At 51.3% G+C, this 26,053-nt stretch carries 35 protein-coding genes; 29 read left to right on the top strand and 6 right to left on the bottom strand.

Features of this window, described 5'->3' with window-relative positions; all coding sequences use genetic code 11:
- The 19 genes from rplE (at position 1) to QUD54_RS07910 (ending at position 11,068) form a co-directional block, all read left to right on the top strand.
- The gene (gene rplE / locus QUD54_RS07820) at positions 1–552 is read left to right on the top strand and encodes a 50S ribosomal protein L5 (protein ID WP_286336178.1); all 552 of its coding nucleotides are present in this window, start codon (positions 1–3) and stop codon (positions 550–552) included.
- Positions 545–730: a type Z 30S ribosomal protein S14 gene (locus QUD54_RS07825; protein ID WP_286336179.1), complete on the top strand. Its 186-nt coding sequence runs from the start codon at positions 545–547 to the stop codon at positions 728–730. The genes rplE and QUD54_RS07825 overlap by 8 nt, the downstream gene beginning before the upstream one ends.
- A 90-nt stretch (positions 731–820) precedes the next feature.
- A complete protein-coding gene (rpsH, locus tag QUD54_RS07830; protein WP_286336180.1) occupies positions 821–1,216 on the top strand; it encodes a 30S ribosomal protein S8 in 396 nt (131 codons plus the stop codon).
- Positions 1,217–1,225: 9 nt separating this feature from the next.
- On the top strand, positions 1,226–1,759 hold the full coding sequence (rplF, locus tag QUD54_RS07835) for a 50S ribosomal protein L6 (RefSeq protein WP_286336181.1): 534 nt from the start codon (positions 1,226–1,228) through the stop codon (positions 1,757–1,759).
- A gap of 10 nt (positions 1,760–1,769) precedes the next feature.
- The gene (rplR, locus tag QUD54_RS07840) at positions 1,770–2,126 is read left to right on the top strand and encodes a 50S ribosomal protein L18 (protein WP_286336182.1); all 357 of its coding nucleotides are present in this window, start codon (positions 1,770–1,772) and stop codon (positions 2,124–2,126) included.
- An 11-nt stretch (positions 2,127–2,137) separates the two neighbouring features.
- Positions 2,138–2,581, top strand: coding sequence for a 30S ribosomal protein S5 (gene rpsE / locus QUD54_RS07845; protein WP_092912926.1), 444 nt, complete (start codon positions 2,138–2,140; stop codon positions 2,579–2,581).
- 3 nt (positions 2,582–2,584) lie between these two features.
- On the top strand, positions 2,585–2,983 hold the full coding sequence (gene rplO / locus QUD54_RS07850; protein WP_286336183.1) for a 50S ribosomal protein L15: 399 nt from the start codon (positions 2,585–2,587) through the stop codon (positions 2,981–2,983).
- Positions 2,984–2,985: 2 nt separating this feature from the next.
- Positions 2,986–4,248, top strand: coding sequence for a preprotein translocase subunit SecY (gene secY, locus QUD54_RS07855; RefSeq protein ID WP_286336184.1), 1,263 nt, complete (start codon positions 2,986–2,988; stop codon positions 4,246–4,248).
- A complete protein-coding gene (gene map / locus QUD54_RS07860) occupies positions 4,249–5,007 on the top strand; it encodes a type I methionyl aminopeptidase (RefSeq protein WP_286336185.1) in 759 nt (252 codons plus the stop codon). It begins immediately after the preceding gene.
- 11 nt (positions 5,008–5,018) lie between these two features.
- A complete protein-coding gene (gene infA, locus QUD54_RS07865) occupies positions 5,019–5,237 on the top strand; it encodes a translation initiation factor IF-1 (protein ID WP_092912918.1) in 219 nt (72 codons plus the stop codon).
- A 506-nt stretch (positions 5,238–5,743) separates the two neighbouring features.
- Positions 5,744–5,857, top strand: coding sequence for a 50S ribosomal protein L36 (gene rpmJ / locus QUD54_RS07870; RefSeq protein WP_092912916.1), 114 nt, complete (start codon positions 5,744–5,746; stop codon positions 5,855–5,857).
- 3 nt (positions 5,858–5,860) lie between these two features.
- Complete coding sequence (gene rpsM, locus QUD54_RS07875) at positions 5,861–6,229, top strand: 30S ribosomal protein S13 (RefSeq protein ID WP_286336186.1); 369 nt, start codon at positions 5,861–5,863, stop codon at positions 6,227–6,229.
- A 10-nt stretch (positions 6,230–6,239) separates the two neighbouring features.
- Complete coding sequence (gene rpsK / locus QUD54_RS07880; protein ID WP_286336187.1) at positions 6,240–6,632, top strand: 30S ribosomal protein S11; 393 nt, start codon at positions 6,240–6,242, stop codon at positions 6,630–6,632.
- 9 nt (positions 6,633–6,641) lie between these two features.
- Complete coding sequence (gene rpsD / locus QUD54_RS07885; RefSeq protein WP_286336188.1) at positions 6,642–7,268, top strand: 30S ribosomal protein S4; 627 nt, start codon at positions 6,642–6,644, stop codon at positions 7,266–7,268.
- A 20-nt stretch (positions 7,269–7,288) separates the two neighbouring features.
- Entirely contained in the window at positions 7,289–8,290 is a 1,002-nt protein-coding gene (locus QUD54_RS07890) for a DNA-directed RNA polymerase subunit alpha (RefSeq protein ID WP_286336189.1), read from the top strand.
- 16 nt (positions 8,291–8,306) lie between these two features.
- A complete protein-coding gene (gene rplQ, locus QUD54_RS07895) occupies positions 8,307–8,657 on the top strand; it encodes a 50S ribosomal protein L17 (RefSeq protein ID WP_286336190.1) in 351 nt (116 codons plus the stop codon).
- 133 nt (positions 8,658–8,790) lie between these two features.
- Positions 8,791–9,078, top strand: a complete 288-nt coding sequence (locus QUD54_RS07900; RefSeq protein ID WP_286336191.1) for a NifU family protein — start codon at positions 8,791–8,793, stop codon at positions 9,076–9,078.
- Between the two features lie 143 nt (positions 9,079–9,221).
- Complete coding sequence (locus tag QUD54_RS07905; protein ID WP_286336192.1) at positions 9,222–9,773, top strand: hypothetical protein; 552 nt, start codon at positions 9,222–9,224, stop codon at positions 9,771–9,773.
- 2 nt (positions 9,774–9,775) lie between these two features.
- Positions 9,776–11,068, top strand: a complete 1,293-nt coding sequence (locus QUD54_RS07910) for a UDP-N-acetylmuramoyl-L-alanyl-D-glutamate--2,6-diaminopimelate ligase (protein ID WP_286336193.1) — start codon at positions 9,776–9,778, stop codon at positions 11,066–11,068.
- 79 nt (positions 11,069–11,147) lie between these two features.
- On the opposite strand, the gene QUD54_RS07915 is transcribed toward QUD54_RS07910, so the two are convergent.
- Positions 11,148–11,828: an endonuclease/exonuclease/phosphatase family protein gene (locus QUD54_RS07915; protein WP_286336194.1), complete on the bottom strand. Its 681-nt coding sequence runs from the start codon at positions 11,826–11,828 to the stop codon at positions 11,148–11,150.
- Positions 11,829–11,838: 10 nt separating this feature from the next.
- Positions 11,839–13,209 (bottom strand): phospholipase D-like domain-containing protein, encoded by a 1,371-nt coding sequence (locus QUD54_RS07920; RefSeq protein ID WP_286336195.1) that lies wholly within the window; start codon positions 13,207–13,209, stop codon positions 11,839–11,841.
- Between the two features lie 119 nt (positions 13,210–13,328).
- Between QUD54_RS07920 and QUD54_RS07925 the strand changes: the two genes are divergently transcribed.
- From QUD54_RS07925 to tkt, 6 genes are all read left to right on the top strand, one after another.
- Positions 13,329–13,706, top strand: coding sequence for a (2Fe-2S) ferredoxin domain-containing protein (locus tag QUD54_RS07925; protein WP_286336196.1), 378 nt, complete (start codon positions 13,329–13,331; stop codon positions 13,704–13,706).
- Between the two features lie 2 nt (positions 13,707–13,708).
- On the top strand, positions 13,709–14,077 hold the full coding sequence (panD, locus tag QUD54_RS07930; protein ID WP_286336197.1) for an aspartate 1-decarboxylase: 369 nt from the start codon (positions 13,709–13,711) through the stop codon (positions 14,075–14,077).
- A 1-nt stretch (position 14,078) separates the two neighbouring features.
- Complete coding sequence (locus QUD54_RS07935) at positions 14,079–14,411, top strand: YbaB/EbfC family nucleoid-associated protein (RefSeq protein WP_286336198.1); 333 nt, start codon at positions 14,079–14,081, stop codon at positions 14,409–14,411.
- Positions 14,411–15,391, top strand: coding sequence for a PDZ domain-containing protein (locus QUD54_RS07940; protein ID WP_286336199.1), 981 nt, complete (start codon positions 14,411–14,413; stop codon positions 15,389–15,391). The genes QUD54_RS07935 and QUD54_RS07940 overlap by 1 nt, the downstream gene beginning before the upstream one ends.
- 25 nt (positions 15,392–15,416) lie before the next feature.
- A complete protein-coding gene (locus QUD54_RS07945) occupies positions 15,417–16,271 on the top strand; it encodes a polyprenyl synthetase family protein (protein ID WP_286336200.1) in 855 nt (284 codons plus the stop codon).
- A gap of 87 nt (positions 16,272–16,358) precedes the next feature.
- The gene (gene tkt, locus QUD54_RS07950) at positions 16,359–18,302 is read left to right on the top strand and encodes a transketolase (protein WP_286336201.1); all 1,944 of its coding nucleotides are present in this window, start codon (positions 16,359–16,361) and stop codon (positions 18,300–18,302) included.
- Between the two features lie 186 nt (positions 18,303–18,488).
- Here tkt and QUD54_RS07955 read toward each other — a convergent pair whose 3' ends face one another.
- The 3 genes from QUD54_RS07955 to QUD54_RS07965 form a co-directional block, all read right to left on the bottom strand.
- Positions 18,489–18,686: a hypothetical protein gene (locus QUD54_RS07955; protein ID WP_286336202.1), complete on the bottom strand. Its 198-nt coding sequence runs from the start codon at positions 18,684–18,686 to the stop codon at positions 18,489–18,491.
- Between the two features lie 146 nt (positions 18,687–18,832).
- Positions 18,833–19,594: an arginyltransferase gene (locus QUD54_RS07960; protein ID WP_286336203.1), complete on the bottom strand. Its 762-nt coding sequence runs from the start codon at positions 19,592–19,594 to the stop codon at positions 18,833–18,835.
- Positions 19,591–20,334: a YaaA family protein gene (locus tag QUD54_RS07965; RefSeq protein WP_286336204.1), complete on the bottom strand. Its 744-nt coding sequence runs from the start codon at positions 20,332–20,334 to the stop codon at positions 19,591–19,593. The genes QUD54_RS07960 and QUD54_RS07965 overlap by 4 nt, the downstream gene beginning before the upstream one ends.
- Before the next feature lie 293 nt (positions 20,335–20,627).
- Between QUD54_RS07965 and QUD54_RS07970 the strand changes: the two genes are divergently transcribed.
- Positions 20,628–21,830 (top strand): putative glycoside hydrolase, encoded by a 1,203-nt coding sequence (locus QUD54_RS07970; protein WP_286336205.1) that lies wholly within the window; start codon positions 20,628–20,630, stop codon positions 21,828–21,830.
- Between the two features lie 67 nt (positions 21,831–21,897).
- Here QUD54_RS07970 and QUD54_RS07975 read toward each other — a convergent pair whose 3' ends face one another.
- The gene (locus QUD54_RS07975) at positions 21,898–22,296 is read right to left on the bottom strand and encodes a bacteriohemerythrin (protein WP_286336206.1); all 399 of its coding nucleotides are present in this window, start codon (positions 22,294–22,296) and stop codon (positions 21,898–21,900) included.
- Between the two features lie 270 nt (positions 22,297–22,566).
- Between QUD54_RS07975 and QUD54_RS07980 the strand changes: the two genes are divergently transcribed.
- The 3 genes from QUD54_RS07980 (at position 22,567) to QUD54_RS07990 (ending at position 26,048) form a co-directional block, all read left to right on the top strand.
- Positions 22,567–23,832 (top strand): DEAD/DEAH box helicase, encoded by a 1,266-nt coding sequence (locus QUD54_RS07980; RefSeq protein WP_286336207.1) that lies wholly within the window; start codon positions 22,567–22,569, stop codon positions 23,830–23,832.
- 144 nt (positions 23,833–23,976) lie between these two features.
- Positions 23,977–25,683: a nitrite/sulfite reductase gene (locus tag QUD54_RS07985; protein ID WP_286336208.1), complete on the top strand. Its 1,707-nt coding sequence runs from the start codon at positions 23,977–23,979 to the stop codon at positions 25,681–25,683.
- A gap of 5 nt (positions 25,684–25,688) precedes the next feature.
- Positions 25,689–26,048 carry a hypothetical protein gene (locus QUD54_RS07990; RefSeq protein ID WP_286336209.1) on the top strand — a complete coding sequence of 120 codons (360 nt, stop codon included), beginning with the start codon at positions 25,689–25,691 and terminating at the stop codon, positions 26,046–26,048.
- The last annotated feature ends 5 nt before the right edge of the window (positions 26,049–26,053 follow it).

Consider the following 26,053-nt stretch of genomic DNA (forward strand, 5'->3'; position numbering starts at 1 on the left):
ATGTTGAGACTCAAAGAGAAATTCAATGAACTCAAGCCGGTTCTGCAAGAAGAGCTCGAGCTTAAAAACCCGATGCTGATCCCTGCGCTTGAGAAGATCGTCATCAGCGTCGGCTGCGGCAACGATGCGAAAGATACCAAGCTGGTTCAGAACATCGCCGACACGATTACACTGATCGCCGGACAAAAAGCGATGATCGTTCCGGCAAAAAAATCTGTCGCGGGCTTCAAAGTTCGTGAAGGGATGCCGGTCGGCGTCAAAGTGACACTGCGCGGCGACATGATGTACAACTTCCTCGACAAGCTCATCAGCATCGCGCTTCCGCGCGTGAAAGACTTCCGCGGCGTTTCGCGCAATGGATTCGACGGACACGGAAACTACAACTTCGGTCTGGACGAGCAGCTGATGTTCCCGGAAGTGGAGTATGACAACATCATTAAAACGCATGGTATGAACATTACCATCGTCACGACAACTGACAGTGACAAAGCGGCATTCGCCCTTCTCGAGAAGTTGGGTATGCCTTTTGCAAAAGGACGACAAAATGGCTAAAAAATCGATGATTGCAAAGCAACAGCGAAAACCTAAATTCAAAGTTCGTGCCTATACGCGCTGCAGCATCTGCGGCCGTCCGCACTCTGTTTACCGCGATTTCGGTATTTGCCGAATCTGCCTGCGAAAGATGGCCAGTGAAGGCCTTCTTCCAGGTATCAAAAAAGCGAGCTGGTAACTTTCAGCAAGAAGTCCGCTTGGCGGCGAGCCTTCCGCTGAGGAAAACTCGGCGTTGGCACATTAATCAAATAAAAACAAAGGATATAGCATGGTGAACGATCTGATTGCAGATTCTCTGACACGCATCAGAAACGCATCAATGCGACGACTTGAAGTCACAACACTGATGTATAGCAAAATTGTTGAAGCGATCATGAAAATCTTTCAGGAGAAAGGTTACATCGAGAGCTACAAAGTAGTCGATAACGATGGCAAGAAGAGCATCAATGTTGTGCTCAAGTATGATGACAACGGACGCAGCGTCATCAACGAGATCAAACGTATCTCCAAGCCTGGCCGCCGTGTCTATCAGGGCAAAGAGGCGATCAAGCGATTCAAAAACGGTTACGGCACCATCGTCGTAAGTACATCTCAGGGCGTTCTGCCGAACGATGAAGCGTTCAAGCGCGGCATCGGCGGCGAAGTGCTTTGCAGTATCTGGTAAGGAAAAAAAATGTCACGTATAGGAAAGAAACCGATTGATATCCCGGCAGGCGTAGAGGTCAAAGTCGAGGGTACAGAAGTTGTCGTTTCCAAAGGAAAAGATGTCAAGCGTCTCGACACGCACGGTCGTGTAGATATCGAAATAGCCGACAATAAGATTGTCTTTCACCGCAAAGGTGACGACAAAGCGAGCAGTGCATTCTGGGGAACCTACCGCGCGCTTACGCAAAACATGATTATTGGACTGACACAGGGTTTCGAGAAGAAACTCGAAATCAACGGTGTCGGTTACCGTGCGGCCGTCAAAGGCAAGACACTCGAGCTTCAGCTTGGCTTCTCTCATCCGATCAACTTCGAAATTCCGGAAGGAATCGAGATCGGTGTCGAGAAAAATGTTATCTCTATCAAGGGGCAGGACAAACAAAAAGTTGGTCAAGTTGCCGCAGAGATCCGCGCATTCCGTCCGCCGGAGCCTTACAAAGGCAAGGGTGTCAAGTATGTGGATGAAGTGATTCTCCGCAAAGCCGGTAAAACAGGTAAATAAGGGTTGAACAATGAATAGAACACTACTTTTGAAGAAAAACCTGCAGCGCGCGAAGCGTAAAGCGCGTGTACGCGGTAAGATTTTCGGTACTGCCGATAAACCGCGTGTTACCGTGTTCCGATCGAACAAACACTTCTACGCACAGGCGATCGACGATGTTGCCGGTGTGACGCTTGCTGCGGCAGACGGCCGTGCGATGGGTCTGAAAGCGAACAAAGAGGCGGCTGCAAAAGTTGCGGAAGCGCTTGCTGCTGCGATGAAAGCCAAAGGACTCGAAGCGGCGGTCTTTGATCGTAACGGCTACATCTATCACGGTGTCGTAGCGGCATTTGCCGATGCTTTGCGTGAAAACGGAATACAGGTGTAAAGGTTAAACAGATGGAAAATATCAATCGAGAAGATTTTGAAGAAGTAATCGTCAACATCGGCCGTGTCACGAAAGTTGTCAAAGGTGGTCGACGTTTTCGATTTACGGCACTTGTTGTTGTGGGAGACCGCAACGGTACAGTTGGCTTTGGTATGGGTAAAGCGAAAGAGGTTCCCGATGCGATTCGCAAGGGAATCGACGAGGCGTTCAAGAACCTGGTCAAAGTCAACATCAAAGGCTCGACGATCGCACACGACATCGAGCACAAATACAATTCGAGCAAAATTCTGCTCAAGCCGGCCAGCGAAGGTACGGGAGTTATCGCCGGTGGTGCAGCACGTCCCGTCATCGAACTTGCCGGTATCAAAGATATCCTGACCAAATCACTGGGCTCCAACAATCCGAACAACCTCGTTCGTGCAACTGTTGAAGCGCTAAGCCGAATCAAAGGATAAGCGATGTCACTTCACAATCTAACAAACGCTCAGGGAAGCACAAAAGACCGCAAGCGCGTAGGCCGCGGTCAGGGAAGCGGAATGGGCAAAACCGCAACACGCGGTAACAAAGGCCAGAAGTCTCGAACCGGTTATAAGCAAAAGCGCGGATTCGAGGGTGGACAGCAGCCGCTTCAGCGACGCTTGCCGAAAGTCGGTTTTACATCGAAAGTTGAAAAACCGTATGTGATCAACATCGAGCGCGTTCCAGCGATCGCCGAACTCGAAGAGATCACCATGGAGACACTGACAAGTGTCCATACCATCAAAGGTAAATATAAGCGCGTTAAATTGATCGGCAAAGCTGCACGCGAGCTTGCCGCCAAAATTAAAGACGAGCGTATCACGACCAGCGGAAAATAACAATGAACAAATCATTGGTCAATAAAATCCTGATTACATTGGGATTTTTGCTGGCATACCGGATACTGGCCTATGTGCCGGTTCCCGGTGTTAACGTCGATGTGATCAAAGAGTTCTTTGATTCCAACTCCTCCAATGCCCTCGGCATGTTCAATATGTTCAGCGGTAACGCTATCAGCCGGCTCAGTATCATCTCTCTCGGAATCATGCCCTACATTACGGCATCGATCATCATGGAACTTCTTGCTGCAACCTTCCCCGAACTCGGAAAAATGAAGAAAGAACGCGACGGGATGACGAAGTATATGCAAATCATACGCTATGCGACGATTGCTATTACACTGGTACAAGCCGTCGGCGTCGCGATCGGCCTTCAGAGTCTTACAGGAAAAGGCGGTGAGAGTGCAATCATGATCGATACGACGTCGTTTGTTACGATGGCGGCCTTTTCGATGCTGACGGGTACGATGCTGTTGATGTGGATCGGTGAGCAGATTACGCAAAGAGGCGTCGGCAATGGTATTTCGCTGATCATTTTTGCCGGTATCGTTTCATCCATACCTACGGCGATCGGGGGAACGATCAATCTCGTCAATACGGGTGAACTCAACTTCCTTGTTGTCCTGGCGATTTTGGCAATCATCATTGCGACGGTCGGTTTCATTATCTATGTAGAGCTCGGTGAACGTCGCGTACCGGTCAGTTACTCACGCAAGGTGATGATGCAGAATCAGAAGAAACGGGTTATGAACTACATCCCGATCAAGGTGAATCTGAGCGGGGTCATCCCTCCCATCTTCGCTTCAGCGATTTTGATGTTTCCGTCTACGATTCTTCAGGCATCGACCAATCCGATTGTTCAGAAGATTTCCGACTTTTTGAATCCGAACAGCTATACATTTAACTTTATGATGTTCCTGTTCGTCATCTTCTTTGCCTATTTCTACGCTTCGATTGTCTTCAATGCGAAAGATATCGCCGACAACCTGAAGCGGCAGGGTGGATTTATACCAGGTGTACGACCGGGTGCTCATACGGCAGAGTTTCTGAATGAGGTCGCCAGCCGGTTGACATTCTGGGGTGCCATCTATCTTGCGCTCATCTCCACGCTTCCGTGGATTCTCGTCAAGAGTATGGGCGTTCCGTTCTATTTTGGCGGTACAGCTGTACTTATCGTCGTTCAGGTTGCACTTGATACGATGCGCAAGATCGAGGCTCAGATCTATATGAGCAAGTACGAAACGCTCAGTGCGGTAGGTCTGTAGATGTCGATTGCGATCCGCAAACCTGCCGAGATCGAAAAACTTCGAAAAGCGAACCAGATTGTCGGAGAGACACTCCAGTTTTTACAGGAGAGTGTCAAGCCCGGCATGACGCTCAAAGAGATCGATCAAATGGGCGAAGAGTTTCTGCGCTCAAAAGGCGCGAAACCTTCATTCAAAGGCCTCTACGGCTTTCCTGCAGCCGTCTGTACCTCTCTCAACGAAGTCATCATTCATGGTATTCCGGACGATACAAAGGTCAAAGAGGGGGATATCCTCGGGCTCGACATCGGAACGGAACTCGAGGGATGGTATGGTGATGCGGCGATAACGATGCCGATCGGAAAAATCTCCGAAGAGGATGAGAAATTGATCGCATGTGCCAAAGACGCACTTTATCATGCTATCGATATTATCCATCCGGGGATGAGATTTAAAGAATTGAGTCTGGAGCTTGAGAAGTTCATCAAGTCCAAAGGATTTACCCCACTGCTTAGTTTTTGTGGGCATGGTATCGGCCGTAAACCGCATGAAGAGCCTGAAATTCCGAACTATCTTGAGCACGGATCGCCCAAAAGCGGACCGAAAATCAAAAACGGTATGGTTTTTTGTCTCGAACCGATGATCTGTCAGAAGCTCGGAACTCCAAAGATTCTGGAAGACAAATGGTCCGTCGTAAGTCAGGACGGTCTGCGTGGCAGCCATTACGAGCATACGGTCGCCGTAGTCGGCAACAAAGCAGAGATACTCTCGCAACCATAAGGAGATAATACATGGCAAAAGATGATGTCATCGAAATTGACGGCAAAGTGATCGAGGCGCTCCCGAACGCGACATTCCGCGTCGAGCTTGAAAATGGACATGTGGTTCTGTGCCACATCGCCGGAAAAATGCGTATGCACTACATCCGTATCCTTCCAGGTGACAAGGTGAAGGTTGAACTGACGCCGTACAGTCTCGACAAAGGGCGCATAACTTACAGATATAAGTAAGCTGTAAGTTGCCTTAATGTATCATTCCATCCCCTTTTCCATCTACGTGAAGGAGTTTTGCATAAATCGCACTGTTTATGCAAGGGTCGGTTTGATTCACTCGTCAAACCTGTTTGGGGCGATATTCCGTTTCGATTCGGATGAGTTGTTCAGTGCAAAAAAAGCGCGAAGCGCGGTTTTTTAGTGGACAGTGTGCAGTGGGTAGTGAAGCTGCTTCCAGCTTTTTTACTATCCGTTGTGCATGGTCTCATTTCGGTTACCAGTTAAAGCGGTGCTGTGAGATATCAGGCAGTTTTTTTGCTTTCCCCAGTCAAGAAGCGTGGCGGTATTGACTGAAGCCGCATGAGTGCGGCGGGCCTGCTGCCGAAGCGAACACGGCATCGTTTTGAGATTGAGTCGGCTCTGATGAGCGCGGCATAGCTGCGCGCGAGCCCTCCGCTGAGGAGAACTCAGCGTTAGCGTAGTTGTTACGGGCTTTGCCCGTGCAACGTGTAAAGGAGCTAATAATGAAAGTTAGACCATCGGTTAAGAAGATGTGCGACAAATGCAAGATCATCAAACGAAAAGGCATTGTTCGCGTCATCTGTGTAAACCCAAAACACAAACAGAGACAAGGATAAAAGATGGCACGTATTGCAGGTGTTGATCTACCTAAGAAAAAACGCGTTGAGTATGCACTGACATACATCTACGGCATTGGTCTGACAACATCGAGAAAGATTCTCGATGCGACAGGCATCAGCTATGACAAACGTGTTCACGAATTGACAGAAGAGGAAGCTGCTGCCATTCGTAACGAGATCCAGAACAACTATATGGTTGAAGGGGATCTGCGTAAAAAAGTGGCGATGGATATCAAAGCACTGATGGACCTTGGCAGCTATCGCGGCCTTCGCCATCGACGCGGCCTTCCGGTTCGTGGACAGAAAACGAAAACCAATGCACGTACGCGCAAAGGTAAACGTAAAACTGTCGGCGCAGCAAGCAAGTAAGGAGTAAGCAGTGGCAAAACGTAAAGCAACCAGAAAAAAGATTGTTAAAAAGAATATTGCACGCGGTGTCGTCTACATCAGTGCAACGTACAACAACACTGTGATTACCGTAACCGACGAGGCGGGCAACGTGATTTCATGGAGCAGCGCAGGTTCTCTCGGTTTCAAGGGAAGTAAGAAATCAACTCCTTACGCGGCACAGCAGGCGGTCGAAGATGCCATGGCAAAAGCCATGGAGCATGGGATCAAAGAGGTCGGTATCAAGGTACAGGGACCTGGCAGCGGTCGTGAGACTGCGGTTAAAAGCGTGGGCGCAATCGAGGGAATCCGCGTGATGTGGTTTAAAGACATCACTCCGCTTCCCCACAATGGTTGTAGACCTCCGAAACGACGACGAGTATAAGGGGACGAGATGGCACGATACAGAGGACCAGTAGAAAAAATCGAACGTCGCCTTGGTGTGAGTCTCGGACTCAAGGGCGAAAGAAGACTAGCAGGCAAGAGCGCGCTCGACAAGCGCCCGTACGCACCAGGACAGCACGGACAGCGAAGAACGAAGATCAGCCAGTATGGTTTGCAGCTTCGCGAAAAGCAGAAAGCGAAATACATGTACGGCGTGGCTGAAAAGCAGTTCCGCCGACTCTTTAAAGACGCGAACCGCATGGAAGGCAACACGGGGGAAAACCTGATTGCACTTCTCGAGCGACGCCTCGACAATGTTGTCTACCGCATGGGCTTCGCAACGACGCGTGCGTTTGCACGTCAGCTTGTCACACACGGACACATTCTCGTCGACGGCAAGCGCGTGAATATCCCTTCGTTCCGTGTCAAACCGGGACAGAAGATCGAAGTTCGCGAAAAAAGCAAAAACAACCCGCAGATTCAGCGCGCAATGGAGCTGACACGACAGACCGGTATCGCTCCGTGGGTCGATGTCGACCATGAGAAAGCATTCGGTATCTTTACACGTATTCCGGAGCGTGAAGAGGTTGTCATTCCTGTAGAAGAGCGATTGATTGTCGAGCTTTACAGCAAATAATAGTTAAAAGCGAGTTGCCCATGAAAAGAATCAAAACATCACCCTTTATGCCGAGCGAGGTCGAAATCGAGCAGACCGGCGAAAATCGCATGCGCATTACGGCCTACCCGTTCGAAACGGGTTACGCCGTTTCTCTCGCGCACCCGATCCGCCGCCTGCTTCTTGGCAGTACCATCGGATACGCTCCGATCGGTGTGAAAATCGAGGGGGCATCGCACGAGTTTGATTCTGTACGCGGAATGCTTGAGGATGTTGCAGTATTTATCATCAACCTCAAAAACCTCCGTTTCAAAATCAAAGGTGACGAGAAGAAGGTCGAAGTGAACTACAGTTTCAGCGGCCCGATCGAAATCACCGGAGCAGACCTGAACAATGAACTGGTCGAAGTCGTTACGCCTGACGGATTTCTTGCGACGTTGAACGAAGATGCGGAGCTCAATTTCTCTCTGCTGATTCACCAGGGTATCGGATATGTGCCGAGTGAAGATCTGCGAGACGAACTGCCGGAAGGATACATCACACTCGATGCATTCTTTACGCCGGTACGTGCCGCGAACTATACGATCGAGAACATGCTGGTCGAGGACAATCCGAACTACGAAAAGATCGTCTTCGACATCGAGACCGACGGTCAGATCGACCCGGTCACGGCGTTTAAAAACACGATCGAAGTGATGTATCGACAGATGTCCGTATTTAACAATATCCTGGACATCAATGTGGCGGAGGAGACGACGGCACCGACTGCCGAAAATCCTGTCGTCAAAACATTGATGCAGGGTCTCGAAACGCTGGGACTGAGTGCACGAAGCTTCAACTCCCTGGAGCGTGCGGGACTTAAATACGTCGGAGAACTGGCCTTGATGAGTGAAAACGAACTCAAAGAGATCAAAAACCTCGGCAAGAAATCGCTTGAAGAGATCAAGGCGAAACTCGAAGAGGCCGGTTTCCCGGTTGGCAGCGAACTCGACGAAGAGACAGCGAAACAGCTGAAAAAGAAAATCGACGCAACGAAAAAATAATTAACAAGGAACTACGATGAGACATCGACATGGATATCGCAAACTGAGCCGAACATCTTCTCATCGCGCTGCTTTGCTGAAAAACCTTTCGATCGCTTTGATCGAGCATGGACGCATCGAGACCACGCTCGCCAAGGCGAAGACGCTTAGAAGCGTTTTCGAAAAGTTGGTCACACGCGCAAAAGCAGGCGATTTCAATGCACACCGTGCAATCTTTGCAAAACTTCAGGACAAAGAGGCAACCAAAAAGATGGTTGACGAGATCGCTCCGAAGTATGCTGAGCGCAATGGAGGATACACCCGTATCATCAAAACCCGCCAGCGCCGCGGAGACTCCGCCGATATGGCGATCATCGAACTCGTATAAGTTCGGCTTTCAGGGCTTCGGCCCTGAAATTAATTTCTTCTAAACTCTCTCAACCATTCTAAAACCCTGTTGCCAAACGACAACTTTTTTGTTATGATAGTTTCAAAATCAAATACGATTTAGGACGTTGATCATGATACCTTTTAGCGATGAAGAACTTTACCCGGCAGTGGAAAATGTAATTGAAAAAGTCCGACCTTCTTTGGCACTTGATGGTGGGGACATCAAACTGCTTGGTGTAAAAGACGGAAAAGTCTTCGTGCAACTGCAGGGTGCCTGTGTCGGGTGTGCGAGCAGTGGAAATACGCTCAAATACGGTGTCGAACGTCAGATGCGGATAGATATCCATCCAGAAATCGAAGTCATCAACGTTCCGATCGGAATGGAAAACCAGTGGGACAAATTGGCCAATGAAGTGTAATTATCGTTTTCCAAAATTGTAAAATCTTTAAAATAAATTGTGATTTCACTCCCTGAAAGCGTCTCTTTCGTGAGAGAAATCTCTTTGGAAACGGTTCTCAAAGAAAGGAGAACAAATTAGTGAAAAGTAAAAAAACAGAAAAAATGCTAGAACGTGCAGAAAACCATTTTTATCGCGGAGATTATGACGAAGCGCTTCGGATGTACGGTCTTCTTCTCAAAGATTTTCCCGAGCTTCAGGAAGCACGGATAGGGGCAATATTGAGTGATATCGCCTATGAAAACGACGAGGAGGCGCAGGCGCTTTTTGAGTACTATCAGGTACTCAAAGGGGAGGAGAACGAAGATGCCGAACAGATTATCGAAGAGATGATAGGTTCACTCGACGATGCACTCGAGAAAATCTCTGATCTGCTGGACGGATCGCTTTTTGCCCGTGATGAGACGATCAACGGAATCAGTTATGCCGATTTCAAAGAGTTGGTGGAACTTCGCGGAAGCTTCAGGCGCGCCTTTGAAGACATCATGTTTTCGACACGTGTCGTCATTACCGAAAAAGAGGAGCTGCTCGACTTTCTGCAGCAATTGGTAGAGAACGGTTTCAACGAGATGGCGATGCGCTATATCGAAGGAGCGGCAGTCGCTTATCCGGGTGAAACACGCATTCAGGATCTTATTGAAAAGATCAAAGGCTGATTGTGACGGTCGATTTTGGAAGCGGCATCGGCCGTGTGGCCGACGACAGTCGTGAAGCGGACAAAGATACAGCCTTTCTTTCTACGAGGCTGAACCGTTCTTTTGCGACAGAGGCGAAAGCGAAAGGCTCGCAGATCATTACACCCAAAGGGCTTATCGAAAATCTTCAACTCGCAGATTTGGATGTCGTCGGTATAACCGGCACGAACGGCAAAACGACGACAGCTGCAGCTATCTACTCGATCCTTCTTGATCTGGGCTACAAAACGGCGCTGCAGGGAACGCGCGGATTCTTTATCAACGATGAAAAGATCGAAGAGAAATCACTCACCACCCCGCCTTCCCTTGCAACGATCGCCCATATGGCTGAAGCCAAAAGTCACGGATGCGAATTTTTTGTGATGGAAGTAAGCTCGCACGCGATCGAGCAGGAGCGTATCGAGGGAATCGATTTTGCATTGAAAATTCATACCAATGTCACGAGTGACCATCTCGACTATCACGGTTCTATCGAAGCGTACCGGGCTGTGAAGAGCAGTTTTTTTCAGGACAGCGGAAAGAAATTGATCAACCGGGACGAAGAGATTTTGAAATTCAATATGCAGAATGCCTATAGCTACGGTATCGAAAATCCAGCGACTTATAAAGTGATGGCCTACACACTTGGCGGAGGGGTCAGCGGTGTTTTGAAACACTTCGAGACAGTTGTGCCATTCGAGACGACGCTGCAGGGATTTTTCAACCTCTACAATATCACGGCGGCGATTGCGGCGGCACATATCCTGACAGCCGAGGAGATCGGTGAGATCTGCGAAGCGGCGGAGAATTTCGGCGGCGTCGCGGGACGCATGGAGACGGTGAGCGAAGATCCGCTCATCATCGTCGATTTTGCCCATACGGAGGACGGCATCAAGCAGGTACTCGACTCGCTCAAGGAGAAAGAGGTACGCGTCGTCTTTGGCGCCGGCGGCGACAGGGACCGCAGCAAACGGCCGGCAATGGGCCGTGCGGCGGCTTCGATCGCGAAGAAGGTCTACCTTACCAGCGACAACCCCAGAAGCGAGGACCCCGTAAAGATCATCGAAGAGATCGTCGAAGGGATTACAGAGAAGGAGAAGGTCGAAAAGATCGTCGACCGCCGCGAGGCGATCGAGCGTGCGATCGAAGAGCTCCAACCGGGCGAAGTACTCCTGGTGCTGGGCAAAGGCGACGAAACCTACCAGGAGATCGCCGGAAAGAGGATCCCTTTCGATGACCGGCAGACGATTCGGGAGATTCTGGCCTCGCGTATATAGGCAGTGACTGGGAGATTCGAACGCCTACCGGGTCGTGCGGATGAAATCACATATCACACCCTTTGGGTGGAGACTCGAATCAGACCCGAAATTTGGCACAAATTGGATTGTGGTCGGAAACGGGTGTTTCGAGAACGAAGGCATCCATCAGAACGATGCCGCGGTAAAAGATGTGATCGAGGGGTTCTCCCAGTACCGATTTTACGGCGCGTGCATGGCGGGGGTGGACATGGTGTAGGCTGTGACGGGCCATCACCTCTTCAAGGTACGCACGCCGTTTCGGGCTCCAGGTGTTGAAGTCGCCGGCGACGACGAGGCGAGTTTCGACGACGTCGTCGAGCAGGTGGGAGATCGCATCGAGCTCGCGTGCGAAGAGGCGGTAGGGAACGAAATTGATTGCGTGGATGTTGAGCAGGCTCAGTGTCTCGTCTCCTGCAAGGCGGTAGCGGGTCAGAAGTGCGCTTTTGCGGGTGGCGAACCCAAGCTCCCGTACCTTCGAGTGGTAAGAATAGGTTTCGATCGGTTCCATATGCGAGAGTGTAAGTACCCCGAAACGGTGCCGGAAACGGGCAAAGTTGCTTCCCATGGCATGGAAATAGCCACGCAGTGGCGTAGGGAGGCGATCGTGTGGCATCCGCGCTTCCTGAAACAGCAAAAGATCGGCGGGACAGCTTTTTACGAGGGCCTCGAACGTATGGTAAAAAGAGGCGGAGAGGGTACGCTTCTGGACATTCCAGCTTACAATATGCAGTAGGGCCATATGACGCCTTTCATACCAGTGGCGCAAGCATCCGCATCATATTTTCGATACGGATCTGAAACGGTTTGTAGGTAGGGTCGAATGGGACCGTCGCATCGAGTTTCGCCATTCCCCACGTGGCGATGCTCTCACATTCCGCGGGTGAATAGATAAAGGTGGAGGCTTCGAAATTGTAGAAGAGGCTTCGGTTGTCGAAGTTGATCGAGCCGACAAGGGCACAGTCGTGATCGAAAACGATCGCTTTTGCATGAAGTATGCCTCCTCGAAAGAGGCGGACATCGGCTCCTTTGGCATGGAGTTCTCTTAGATAACTGCCGCGTCCGAGATCGGAAATGAGATGGTCGGAATGTTCGGGAACGACGATCTTTACATCCACTCCACGATGAACGGCAATGGCAAGCGCACGGACGAATTGCTCATTGGGCACGAAGTAGGGGGTGAAGATCCAGATACGCTCTTTGGCGTTGCATATGGCACCCAGCAACGCTTCGATTACGCCGTCGGAGGGTGTGTCCGGGCCGGAGGGCGCCACCTGCAGGGAGACCGTACCTTTCGTCGTTCGGGCCGACGGGGGAAAAAGGCGGGGTTCCGAGTGTGTCGCGAAAGACCAGTCCATTTCGAAAATCTGTGAGAAGAAGTGCGTGGCGGTTCCTTCGATTTTGCATAGAATGTCGTCGTAACGGGTTTCGTTGGAAACAGGAGAGAGATACTCTTTCGAGAGGTTCATACCGCCGGTCATGACGAGATGATTGTCGAAAATGAAAATTTTTCTATGATTTCGCAGGTTGATGAAGTTACGTACGGGAAAACTTAAAAAAGGCATGAAAAAGGCGATCTGCACACCAGCCGCCCTGATGCTCGAGAGTTGTTTTTGAAACAGGTAGAGATTGGCCGATCCGATGGAGTCGAGAAGCAGACGAACTTTTACACCTTCTTGTGCACGTTTTTCCAGTAGCTTCGAGAGAGTCTCCGTTACTTCGTCGAGTTCCAGTTTGTAGATACATAGGTCGATGGAGGATTCGGCGTTCACAATCGCCTCTTCCATTTCGCGATAAGCGAGAAGGGGGGAGTCGATCAGCACGAAACTGTTTTCCGAAGAGGCCGGAGGGATCGCATTGGCACAGAGGAGCTTCTCGGAAGGGTGACGACAGGCAGAGCCGATTTCCCCGATCGGCATGAGGGTGAACCGCAGCTTCTGGTAGCGTTTGAAAAGTTTGTGCTGACCGAAAAGGAAATAGAAGGGAACTGCAAAATATGGAACAAGAAAGATGGCAAGTGTCCAGGCAATCATACTGCTTGGGGCACGCCGTGTCGAAAGCATATGCAAAAACGCCAGAACGATCAAAACTTCAGCACCGACAGTGAGAATGATATCAGTCATACGTTCAGGCCACATGGTTATCTTTTTTTGCAAATTCTGCTAAAATTATAGTGTAATTTAATGTTAAGAGACAAACACTATAATTTGGACAAAATTTATCTGAAAAGAAGGATGGTTCCATGGGAATTCCTCAACCGGCATTTTATATCTTCAAATGTGAGCAGTCGTCACCTCCGGGCATGCCTCGCCCAAGTTGTGTTACGAACGAAACACGCGATCTTTTTCAGCATCTTGCGCAGCGTCTGATGGAAAAAGGGATTATCGGAACGGTTCAGCCAGTACGGACAGGGTGCCTCAACCGATGCCAGTACGGCCCGGTCATGCTGGTCGAGCCGGGTCACGTCATGTATGCGGGGCTGACGAAAGAGAAGATCGACCGTATCATCGACGAGCATATCATCGGCGGCAAAATCGTAGAAGATTTCGTGATCGAACCCGAAGCGTGGGATGATCCGATCAGCCCCGAGCAGATGATGAAAATGACCGGAGCGCACTGACAATGCAGATCGAAATGCTCTACTCCAAAATCCATCGTGCGACCGTGACCGACGCCAATCTGAACTACGTCGGCTCCATTACGATCGACGAGGATTTGCTGGATGCTGCGAAGATGCGGGTGGGTCAGAAGGTGGAGATTCTCAACATCAACAATGGGGAACGCTTCAGCACCTACATCATCCGTGGCGAGCGCGGCAAAGGTGACATCTGCCTCAACGGCGCGGCGGCCCGCAAAGCACACCCGGGCGACAAGATCATCATCGTCGCCTATGCTTCCTACGACGAAAAAGAGCTTGAAAACTACAAGCCGACTGTCGTATTGATGAACGAAGAGAGCAACACCATCGCCTCTGTTCACGAGGAGCTGTAGTATGTTCGAAGGGCTGAATATGGGCGAGTTGGGCAAGATGCTGGAAGAGGTCCAGAAAAAGGCGAAGGAGCTCGAAGAGAAGAGCGAGTCGATCGAGCTGACGGCCAAAAGCGGCGGCGGCCTCGTCAAAGTGACCGCCAATGGAAAAGGCGAGATCATCGACATTGAAATCGACGATTCGCTCCTCGAAGACAAAGAGGCACTCCAGATATTGCTCATATCGGCTCTCAACGACGTGATCAAAATGGTTGAAGACAACAAAAAGAGTGCCGCCATGAATATGCTTGGTGGCGGATTCAATCCATTTGCGGGAGGGGGCGGCAGCCAAAGCTGATGCGTCTTAGGCACCTTCTTCCGCTTCTACTGCTCTTTGGACCCTTTCTCGTTGCATCTGAAAGTTGTTTTCGTTTTTTTCCCGGAAGTTTCAAAGTGATCGGCGGCCATCCGGCCTACGCTGTCGCGAAAAACAGATTTCTATCGCTTGTATGTCCTCCGAACAAAAAGGTGATCGCAAACGATCCGTTCAAAGGGTTGTGTCTGTTTGAAGATACCGCAGCGAAACCCTTCTACCTCACCGCAGCGAAACCCCCGCTCTTTTACTGCCCTGCAAACAGGCCCGAACCGGTCGAAATAGTATCGTATCCCGTGTCGATCTATCCTGGAAAGTTGAAGAAGGAGTACGAAAACGAAGGAGCGCTCTTTGGCGGATGTTGCAGGCTGGCCGGTCTTGTGGCGAGTGGCGGGATATGGTTCGACACCGCTGCGATCCGGAAACTGATAAAAGGCGATACCCGTCATGGCGATATCGGCGTGCGATTTACCGCTGAAAAAGAGAAGGTGACGGTGACGGCCGTGGATCCTTTTTCAAAACTTCCGTTGATGCCCGGCGATCGGCTTATGGCGATAGAGAAGTTGAACCATCCGACGCTTCGGCAGCTCAGAGAACGAATCGATCGGTGCCAAGCGGGAGAGACCCTTTTTCTTCTCGTCGGACGCAACGGAAAGTCGTTCGGCCTGCATGCCGCATGTTTCGATCGTGTCGGCGGCGGCAAGCTCTCCGATACGTTCCTCGAACATTACGGTATCTGGTTTGACGACAGACTGGCCGTTAGAGAAATAGCGCACGATGGTATCGCATACAAAAAGGGGATCAGGCGTGGAGACAGGCTGGTGATGATCGAGGGGAAAAAGGTGAAGAACCAGGCGGAAGTCAGAGTGCTTTTGAGCCATTATGGTGTGAAAAAAAGTGTGCCAGAAAACATGCTCTGGGAGCGTGAAAACTTTCAGTTTTTTTTGGCGCTTCCTGCGCTATAATTCGCAAAATTTTTAGAGGGCGGTCATGCAAGATTTCGAAGCCTATCTGACCACACATCTTCCCGAAGCGCCAAGCTTCCATCCGACATTCGACAGGGCATTGAAGGCGATGCTGCTTGCCGGCGGCAAACGGTTTCGTCCGCAGCTGCTGCTTGCCGTCGTCGACGCCTATACGCCGCTGCTGCGCGAAAGCGCCTATCCTGTGGCGATGGCGCTGGAGATGTTGCATACCTATTCGCTGATTCATGACGACCTGCCGGTCATGGACGATGCCGACCTGCGACGCGGCGAGCCGACGCTTCACAAACGCTACGACGAGGTAACGGCGGTGCTGGTGGGAGACGCTCTCAATACCCATGCGTTCTACCTGATCGCCGACGCTCCACTTCACAACGACGTGAAGGTTGCGCTGGTCAAAGAGCTCGCCTACAGCGGAGGGATCGGTGGCATGGTGCTCGGTCAGGCGATCGACTGTCATTTCGAGGGCGAGAAACTGACCCCGGAACAGGTCGATTTTCTGCATGAATACAAAACGGGCCGGCTGATCGCCGCGAGTCTGAAGATGGGTGCGATCGTTGCCGGGTTGGAGGAAAAAGCACAACAGACGCTCTTCGATTTTGGCCTTGACCTCGGGCTTCTTTTCCAGATTCAGGACGATATCATCGATGCGACGCAAAGCAGCGAAGATGCCGGCAAAACGACCGGCAACGACGATGCCAAGAATAGTTACATCAACCATTTCGGCCTGCAGGGATCGCGGGAGCGTGCCGATGCGTTGGTCGCAAAAATCGAAAAGCAGATGGTTCAGTTCGATGCCCCGCTCCGCGCGAAACTCGAACCGATCCTGGACAACTATCTCAACCGACATAAAATTCAGTGAGGAGTGAGAAGTGAGGAGTGAGAAGTTTATTGCATCCTTCCCACTCCTCACTCCTTACTTCCCACTCAATAAAAAAGGAACTTTTTTATGGACAATCAAATGATGAAAAAGATGGCCGACACGATCCGGTTTCTGGCAGCCGACATGATTCAGGAGGCCAACAGCGGCCATCCGGGCGCACCGATGGGCCTGGCAGACATCGCCGTCGTACTCTCGAAGCACCTCAGGCACAATCCCAAAAACCCCAAATGGCTCAACCGCGACCGACTCGTCTTCAGCGGCGGCCATGCGACGGGGCTCATCTATTCGCTGCTGCATCTGTGGGGATACGATCTTTCGATGGAGGATCTCAAACGGTTCCGGCAACTCGGAAGTAAAACGCCGGGCCACCCGGAGTATGGCCATACTCCGGGCATCGAGATCACGACCGGGCCGCTCGGGCAGGGAGTCGCCAACGCCGTCGGTTTCGCGATGGCGAGCAAATACTGCGCGCATCTGGTCAACTCGGAGACGGCGAAGATCATCGACCACTATGTCTATTGCCTTTGCGGCGACGGAGACCTCGAAGAGGGGATCAGCTACGAAGCGTGTGCGATTGCGGGCCACCAGCAGCTCGACAACCTGATCATGATCTACGATTCCAACCGTATCACGATCGAAGGGGATACGTCGTTGGCGTGGAGCGAAGATGTGCGTATGCGCTTTGAAGCACAGGGATGGAAAGTCTACGAGACCGATGGCCATAATTACGAGCAGATCGACGAGACGATCGAGATGGCCAAAAAGGCGGACAAGCCGGTGCTGATTATCGCCCATACAGTCATCGCCAAAGGTGCCTGTGAAATGGCGGGCGACCACAACAGCCACGGCTCGCCGCTGGGCGAGGACCTGATCGCCCGCGCGAAAAAGGCGGCCGGATTCGATCCCGACAAAAAGTTCTATATTCCCGACGATGTCCTCATCCGTTTCCGCTGCGCCGTCGAAGAGGGCGAACTGGCCGAAAAAGAGTGGAAGCATCGGCTCTTGCAGGCTCCTTACATCGAACAGAACGAAGCGCTCGAGCGCCTGCTTAATCCCGATTTCGACGCGATCGAGTGGCCCCAGTTCGAGCCGGGCAGCGAAGTGGCGACACGCGATAGCAACGGCAAGATCCTCAACGCCATCGCCAAAGCGGTTCCGGGCTTCCTGGGTGGCAGTGCCGACCTCGCGCCCTCGAACAAGACGGAGCTCAAGGGGATGGGCGACTTCCCCAACGGAAAAAACCTCCATTTCGGTATCCGCGAACACGCGATGGCGGCGATTACGAACGGAATGGCGGCTTACGGCCCGCTGTTGCCCTTCAGTGCCACCTTTTTCGTCTTCAGCGACTACCTCAAGCCGGCGGCGCGCATCGCGGCGCTGAGCGGTCTGCAGCACTTCTTCGTCTGGACGCACGACAGTATCGGCGTCGGTGAAGACGGCCCGACCCACCAGCCCATCGAGCACCTGAGCCAGTTCCGTGCGCTTCCGGATTTCTACACCTTCCGTCCGGCAGATGCGAGCGAAAACGTCGCCTGCTGGAAAGTGGCGCTGAATCTCAAAGCGCCCTCGGCGTTCGTCTGCAGTCGCCAGAAACTCAAAGTCCTCAAAGGCGAAGATAAAATCGCCTTCGGCAGCGCCGACAAAGGCGGCTACCTGATCAAAAAACGGGACAATGCCGTCGTCACGCTGGTCGCCAGCGGGTCGGAAGTGATGCTCGCCCTTCAAAGCGGCTGCCATCTCGAAGAGAAGGGTATTATGGCCAACGTCGTTTCGGTGCCGTGTTACGAACTCTTCTGCGAACAGGATAAGGCGTATATCGATACCGTGATCGACCCGAACACGAAGGTCCTCGCGATCGAAGCGGCGAGCGGCAACGAGTGGTACCGCTTTGCCGACGACGTGCTGGGCATGAACAGCTTTGGCGCCAGTGGCAAGGCTGGCGACCTCTTCGAACACTTCGGTTTCACGATCCCCAGCGTCATAGAACGCGTCAAAGCGCTGCTTGGCTGAGGCAAATGCCCGGCCTATTTTTCCGGGCGGCTTGAAAAGAGGAGAGCCACAATAAAAAGATCTCTCCACTTCCCAGCTACGCTTTTGCGTGAAAAACGTGTCGAAATCTGGAGAATGGCTGCGATATCGTACGGAAGTATAGTGTGATGAGATTTTGTGGAGGCCGAAGCCTCCAGGTGGAAGTGACTATTTCCCTGTTTGCGGGTGAATGTTGTCGTTGGGAACGTTGGTTTGGTCTTTCGTGTTATCCTGGGGCCTCTCCATATCGTAATGGACCACTGTATCGGACGGCCCGTATGTCGTGTCGGCATAGTGCACCGTTTCTTCTGCCATGAGAGTTGTCGAGACGGCGAAAATAGCCGCGATTATAAAAGTTTTATTCATGAATTTTCTCCTCCTATGTATAAAATTCAAGTGCATTCTAACCAATCAATCAGTAAAACGAATAAAAATCATTAAGTAGTTTGTTCGTTTGAGGTAATCCGCTTTCAAATAGGTTTTTATTGTGGTCCGAGTTCTGGCTTAGTGACTTAGTCGTGGAGGTTTTCGTTTTTGAGCGGTTGCCACTTCGGTTCTTGGGTAAGCGGCGGGAATCCCTCCAGGACCTCTATCGGTTTGAAGTTCGTTTTGTAGGCAAATGATCGGCATCCTTCGACCCAGTAGCCAAGATAGATCCATTCGAGGCCCATCTGTTTGGCGAACTGAATCTGCATCAGAAGCGAGTAGGTGCCGAGAGAATATTTCGCATAGTCGGGATCGTAGTAGAAGTAGATGGCGCTGATACCGTCTTCACAAATGTCGACGAGGTCCACGCCGACCAGTTTGCCGTCGATGAAGTAGAGAATCTCTTTGCCGAAATCGTGGGCTCCATCGACGAAATTTTCGTAGTAGAGCTGCGGGTTGATAGGGGTGTATTTCCACGCACTCGTTTCGCTTTTGAATTTATGGTAGCGGTTGTAGAGGTCGAGATGCTCTTGGGTCATACTCGGTTTTTGTATATAAATGAGAGTGTCACGATTTTTTTTGATGACACGCTTTTGCGATTTTGTAAGCGTGAACGCTTCAGCATTGACACGAAGGCTTTTACAGCCGTTGCAGCCGGCACAGATCGGATGGAAGAAGTAGCATCCGAACCGCCGCCATCCTCTGCGGATAAGTTCGCTCACCAGTTTTTTGTCGGCATGGCGCATATAGCGGTAAAACATCCTCGTATTCTTCTCCGGCAGGTAACTGCATGGATAGTCGAGCATACAGAAGTCGATGGAGTGTTCGCTGTTTTCCTGAATATTCATGCCGTTATCTCGTATATGATCTCTTTTCTGTTTTTTATCTCTCTGATTTCGACGACGGAAAGATTTTCTATATCCATCGCCAGCAGGCTCTTCTCATCCATAATGCCGTATCGTGCCATATTTTTCAAGACAATGCCCCGGTAGGCTTTGGCCCAGTGGCTGACCGTTTTGCCATTTTTTAGAAATTTCATCGTGATATAGGGCATCGGAATCTTGTAAAACTTTTCGTAAAATCTTGCGCGAAGGTCGACGACGGGGCTGTGTGTTTCGAGATAGTCGTCGAGAAGCTTGCCGAAATGCTCTTTGTAAAACCTCTCTGGTGCGAAGTCGCCGATAGGCTCACCCTGTTTCAGTTTGTACTCGGGGATGCGGTCTTTGGCGCAGACGGGGCCGAAAAGATTGGAAAAGATGATCAGGTGTTCATCGATGTAATTTTTTGCTTTGTCGGGGAGGTTCGTATAATCCAGGTAGTCGTAGGCGACACCATTGTAGCGCTCCACGGCTCTCATCGTCGGCCGTTCGAAGATGTCGGTACGGTAGTGTTCGATCGCGCTTTCATCTTTGATGCCGAAGAGTTTTTGTAGGGCTTCGATCGGGGCGGTTTTGACAAATGAGTCGTACCGTTCGACCACTTCGATCCGGCGAGGGTAAAGTTCGGGAAAACAGAAGGCACTTTTATCGATGGGCGGAAGCGACCCGCCGCTCTTTTTTCCTTCGCTGGGCGCAAAAAGGATCGTCACTGAAACTCCTCGAAAGGTTTTGGTAATTTTAGCGAATTAATCCTTGTCTACGGATGCAGATGTATCGAATCGGTACAATCGAACCAACTCTTTCAATCCTCGTCGAAGAGAGAGTATCCTGATCGAGTACGTTTGTAGATTTGTAAAGAAAGTTTGAGAAGAGGTACGGTTAAAATTGTCATAATCCAGTATGTTATAAAATAAATCGTTATCTGTTATGCAAAAAATAAAAGGCAAACGTTCGATATTGTTTCCGGTCGTACTGCCCGATCATTCGACGGAAAAGGGTTGGAATGAAAAAATTTCTTATTTTGCTGCTGCTGTTGGCCGGGTGCGGGCATATCACGACGGAACCATCCATCCCCGAGACATCCGAGAATTTCCGAATCGGGGCGCGAGTCACACACGATTTGAGCGAACCACAAATCGAATTTCTCAATGCATGTTTCTACTATGTGATGACGCCGCTTCTGGAGGAGGATATGCGCGATGCGATTCGGGGCCCTCAACTCATTCTTTACCGCTCCATTCAGGGGACGTGGGAGGGGTTCGACCAGTTCGACTGGGAGCATATCGATTCTCACGAAAACATGTTTTTGCATCACGAGGGGGCGCGGATTCAAACGGTATGGGGTTCTTGGTTGATGAATCCCGGGGATTTCGTGGACGAATCGGCCCCCGATGCGATGGATCACTGGATCAATTACTATGCCGTCACTGCCGCGGAGCAGGTCTACGCGTATGGCTACGACGGGCTCTTCGTCGATTCCGCGAGCCATTGGCTCAACCCTTCCGCGGTAGATGGTGTGATGCCGGACGACTATGACCTGGATAATTGGTACCAGGATCGTGTGGATGGATTGGCGTACGTCAAATCGAAATTGCCGGACAGATTCGTAGTCTTCAATGGACTGCACAATCGACACGGTGCGGAAGATAGCCTGGCCAATACCGATGGCGGTATGTGGGAGACGTTCGCGTTCGAACCGGGCATCGGCAAGTATCGCGGGGAGGAGGAGTGGTCGGAGGTTCTCGAACTCGTCATGCGTCATCCGGACAGATTCATCGTACTGGTCGTCAAAGAGCAGCCCGGTTTGACGGACGATGTCCGAAAACGCCTCTTCAGTGTGGGGAGTTATCTTCTCGTGAGTGGAGAGAAGGTCGTGTTTTCGATGTCGGACGAGGAGCACACCCGAACCAATTCTCTCCTCTATTATCCCGAATACACTCTCGACCTGGGTGCGCCCCTGGGTAACTATACACGCTCTGAAAATGGTCTCTATCTGCGCTCTTTCGAAAAAGGATTGGTCATCGTGAACCCTTCCGAAACGAAAACTCTTTCAATGATGCTTTCTTCTTCTTTTATGAGGGTGGTGCCGGCAGGCGGGGGCGAGGTCGATGAGGTAGGCGGTTGGGACGGCTCACTCTCCTACGAACCGGTTTCCGGAGAGGTATCACTCCCGCCGGTAAGCGCGCTTTTGCTGGTGGTGCCATGAGCGCGGGTACGCGAACCGGCGGCGTGGGATGGTTCGGAGAGGGAAAGCTTCGTGAACCTCCATCCGTTCACTGCCGCAACAGAAAATCGGCGGCGACGCTGTCCATCGCCTGGATGTGAAGGTTCAGCCACGCGATGAAATCCTCCTCGATGAACGATTTCAATGCGTCGCGATCTTTGAAGTTGCGCCAGTTCATATAGGCCATGCGGGTTTCACCCATGATGCGGTTGTGGTCGTTGCGATGGATGTCATACATTCCGAAGCCACGGTTTTTCAGCATCGACTCTTCGTAGCTGAAGTGTTCCAGCATATGTTCGAGGAGCTTTTCGAAGATTTCGGTAACACTTTGAACTTCGGTATCCGCTTCGATCGCTTCGAGCAGCTCGTTGATGATCTCGACCTCTTCGTAATGGACTTTGTTCATACCGTCGAAACTGACTTTGGGAAGATTCTCTTTTTTTATCATGAATACCACTTTTTTAAAAGTCAGTTTATCAAAAAAGTGGCGAAAATCGGAACCTCCCTTTACAAAAAGAGAAACTTCAGCTATACTCCGGCCAACCAAAAGACACTTCGGTCTGTCTTTAAATGCTCTTCGGAGCGAGTAAACTATTACGAACTACACATTTTCCTCTTTTAGACTACTCACCCAAAAATCAAAACCATTGTTACGCCCGGGACCGGACAAACTATTGCGAACCGATAACTGTGCGGGTAAAACAGAAAGAACAACCATATGTCATTCGAGACTTTAAATCTGAACCCCCAAATCCAGCGTGCCATCAAAGAAGAGGGCTATACCCAACCGACACCGATCCAGGCGCAGGCGATTCCGACGATTCTGGACGGCAAAGACCTTCTCGCGGCTGCACAGACCGGTACCGGTAAGACGGCGGCCTTTACACTTCCGATGCTCCAGAAACTGAGCAGCAAAAAGGGCGAGGGAAAACGCTACGTCCGTGCCCTCGTCCTGACACCGACTCGCGAACTGGCGGCGCAGGTACACCAGAGTGTGCGAACCTACGGCAAGTACCTCAAGCTCAAGAGTGTCGAGATCTACGGCGGTGTGAGTATTCAGCCCCAGACACGCGCGCTTCGCAACGGCGTCGACATCCTCGTCGCAACGCCGGGACGACTGCTCGACCACGTCAACCAGGGCCACGTCGATCTGAGCAAGGTCGAAGTGCTCGTCCTCGACGAAGCGGACAGAATGCTCGATATGGGCTTCATCAACGATATCAAAAAGATCATTGCCGATCTGCCGCACTTCAGACAGAATCTGCTCTTTTCGGCGACCTTCTCCGATGAGATCAAACGCCTGAGCAAATCGATTCTCAAAGAGCCTGAGATGATCAAAGTCGCCGCCGACAACACCACAGCCGACCGTATCAAGCAGACGGTCCACCCGGTCGACAAAGCGAAAAAAGCCGATCTGCTGAGCCATCTGATCGGATCGAACAACTGGCAGCAGGTACTGGTTTTCACCCGTACCAAGCATGGTGCCGACAAACTCTCCAAACGTTTGGCGCAGGATGGCCTCCCCTCGACGTCGATTCATGGCAACAAGACGCAAGCGGCGCGTATGAAGGCGCTCAAAGCCTTCAAAGACGGCCGTGTCCGCGTCCTCGTCGCCACCGATGTCGCCGCGCGCGGTATCGATATCGACAAACTTGGCCAGGTGGTCAACTTCGACCTGCCGGAAGTGGCGGAGGATTATGTGCATCGTATCGGCCGAACAGGCCGTGCAGGCAACGCCGGCGAAGCCTTCTCGCTCGTCTGTATCGACGAGAGACATCTATTGCACCGCATCGAAAAACTGACATCGAGCGAAATCGAAAAAGTGCTCGTCGACGGTTACCATCCGGACCCATCGATCAAGGCAGAACCGGTCAAGAAACGCGGCGGAAACGGCCGCCGTCGAAGTTTCGGCAGCAGGAATCACGCAGAACAACATGCCTCGCGACCACACCGCAGCGGCAACTTTCAGCGCAAAAGCCGCTGAAACCGTTTCCCGGATTCTCTTCCGGGATACTTCTTCAACCGATGTATACTGCGGAACATCGGTTCTTTAAATCTCCCACCTCTTCAAAGAAAATAAAAAGAAAAACCTTGTAAAATAGTGCCAGTTTCAAAGAAGGCACGAATCATGATGATGCAACCTGAACACCTGACCGAAAAACGATATGAGAAATACAAAAGTGCACTGCGTCCCTACGACTATTTTCCGGAGATCGAAACGCTCGATTTCGAGAGTCTGGCCGAAAGCGACCGTGTCTATCTGCAGGATTTTGGCATCTTCAACTCCGAACTGGAAGAGGAGATGTTCATGCTGCGCGTACGGGTACCCGGCGGGCGCGTCGGTGCCGAAAATTTCAAGGCGATTGCCGAACTGGTGGAGAAGCACGATCTGACGTTGCTGCTGACGGCACGTTCGGGCATGCAGTTGCACGGCATAGAGCCGGAGAATGTGCTGGAACTCTTCAACCGCATCAATGCGATGGATGGGCTCAGTACCTGGCAGACGTTCGGTGACAATGTCCGGAACATCGTCACCGATCCCTTCGATGGCCGGGGTAGAAGCTGTGAAATCGAATCTTATCCCATCATTCAACAGCTCCACGGCTATTTCCTCAAAAATCCGGAACTGGTCGGAATGCTGCCGCGGCGCATCTCCATCGGTATCACCGGAATGCGCGAAAACAGTTGGCCTCTCTTTTCGAACGATCTCTTCTTCGGGTTGGCCGAACGGGAAGGCGAAAAGGGCTTCAACGTCTATATGGGCGGAAAAAACACGGAAGTGTCGAAGCCGGCCGATATATTTCTGCCGGCGGAGGAGGTGGCAGACTTCGCCAGAGCGGTCGTCGAAGCGTTCAATCGCTATGGCCTGCGGGAAAAGCGTATGAAGAGCCGCCTTTTTCACATGATCGAACACTACGGTATGGAACAGGTCAAGGCCTTCATCGGTGAATTCTATGGCAAAACGTGGTGTCCGGCGGGGAAATCGCTGCTGCGCAAGCGCCATTTCAGCGATTTCGAACCGCTTTCGGACGGCACATACGGCTACCGCTACCGCACCGATTACGGGCTCGTTACGCCGCAGGAGATAAGAGCCGTATCGGACTATGCGGCAAAATACAGGGCGGATGTGCGCATCGGTATCGACCAGCAGCTCTATATCCTTGGCGTTCCCGATAAATCGGTTCCGTTTGAGGTACGCGACACGTCGCCGACGGTCGTGGCGTGTGCGGGGAGCGAATATTGCCCCTTTTCCTACTGGAGCATCAAAGAGGAGGCGCACTATCTGCCGCGAGAAGAGCTTGCCGAGCATGATATCAAAGTGGGCTTTTCGGGATGTTTGAAGGGGTGTGGCCGGCACAAGCACGCCGATATCGGGATTGTGGGGCTTCGAAACAGCAAGTTCGGGAAGAACGACAGGTCTGCACGAATTTTTCTCGGATGCGAATACACGAAAGGAAAACGGCCGGCCGAAGTGGTTTTCCGTACGATTCCGGTGGGCGAGATGTCTACGATGGTCTCTCTTCTGGTCGATGAATACAAAAAGAGCGGAGCGGACGACTTCGAAGCTTTTACCGCCAATGTGCTCAATCGCTTCGATGAGAGTTTTGTCGAGTTGTTCTTTCTGGCACGGCGTGAAAGCGGGGCGGATATTCGGCTCGATCCGCAACAGGATCCTGATACGTTGTTGAAACAATTTGGCGAGAGATACTACGTAAAAATTGCCGAGCAGGATGGTTTTGCAAAAGCGTCTGACGCCATCGTCAAAGCGCTCTGGTATGCCGAAGAGATCGCTGTGGTGAAGCACATGGATCCTTCGAAACGGCGAAGCAGGTAACCGGTATGGAAGAGAAAAAAAGAGAGAAATATCTGCAGACACGCTACAAAAGAGAACTGGAGCGCTATCTGAACCGTGTCGTCAATTATGCGCAGCAGGAGTCGTTTTCGAAAGAGGGGTATGAAGCCTGGATCGACAAAGTGACAAAAAGGCTGCTGGAGGCGGAAAAGGTGCCCCTCTACAATGATTATTACGAGAAACTCGAAGCTTTCATCGAAAAGACGCATCGGATGAAAGAGAGTAACTTGGATAGTGACGAAATACAGGCGGAGATATTGCACGATGCCAACCAGATTCGCAAGGAAAAGCGCAAGAAAACATATAACAGAAAAGATAGAAAGAGAGCTTTCGAAGACGAATTTTGAAAAAA

This window comes from Hydrogenimonas cancrithermarum (genome assembly GCF_030296055.1).
In the GTDB taxonomy this organism is placed as follows: domain Bacteria; phylum Campylobacterota; class Campylobacteria; order Campylobacterales; family Hydrogenimonadaceae; genus Hydrogenimonas; species Hydrogenimonas cancrithermarum.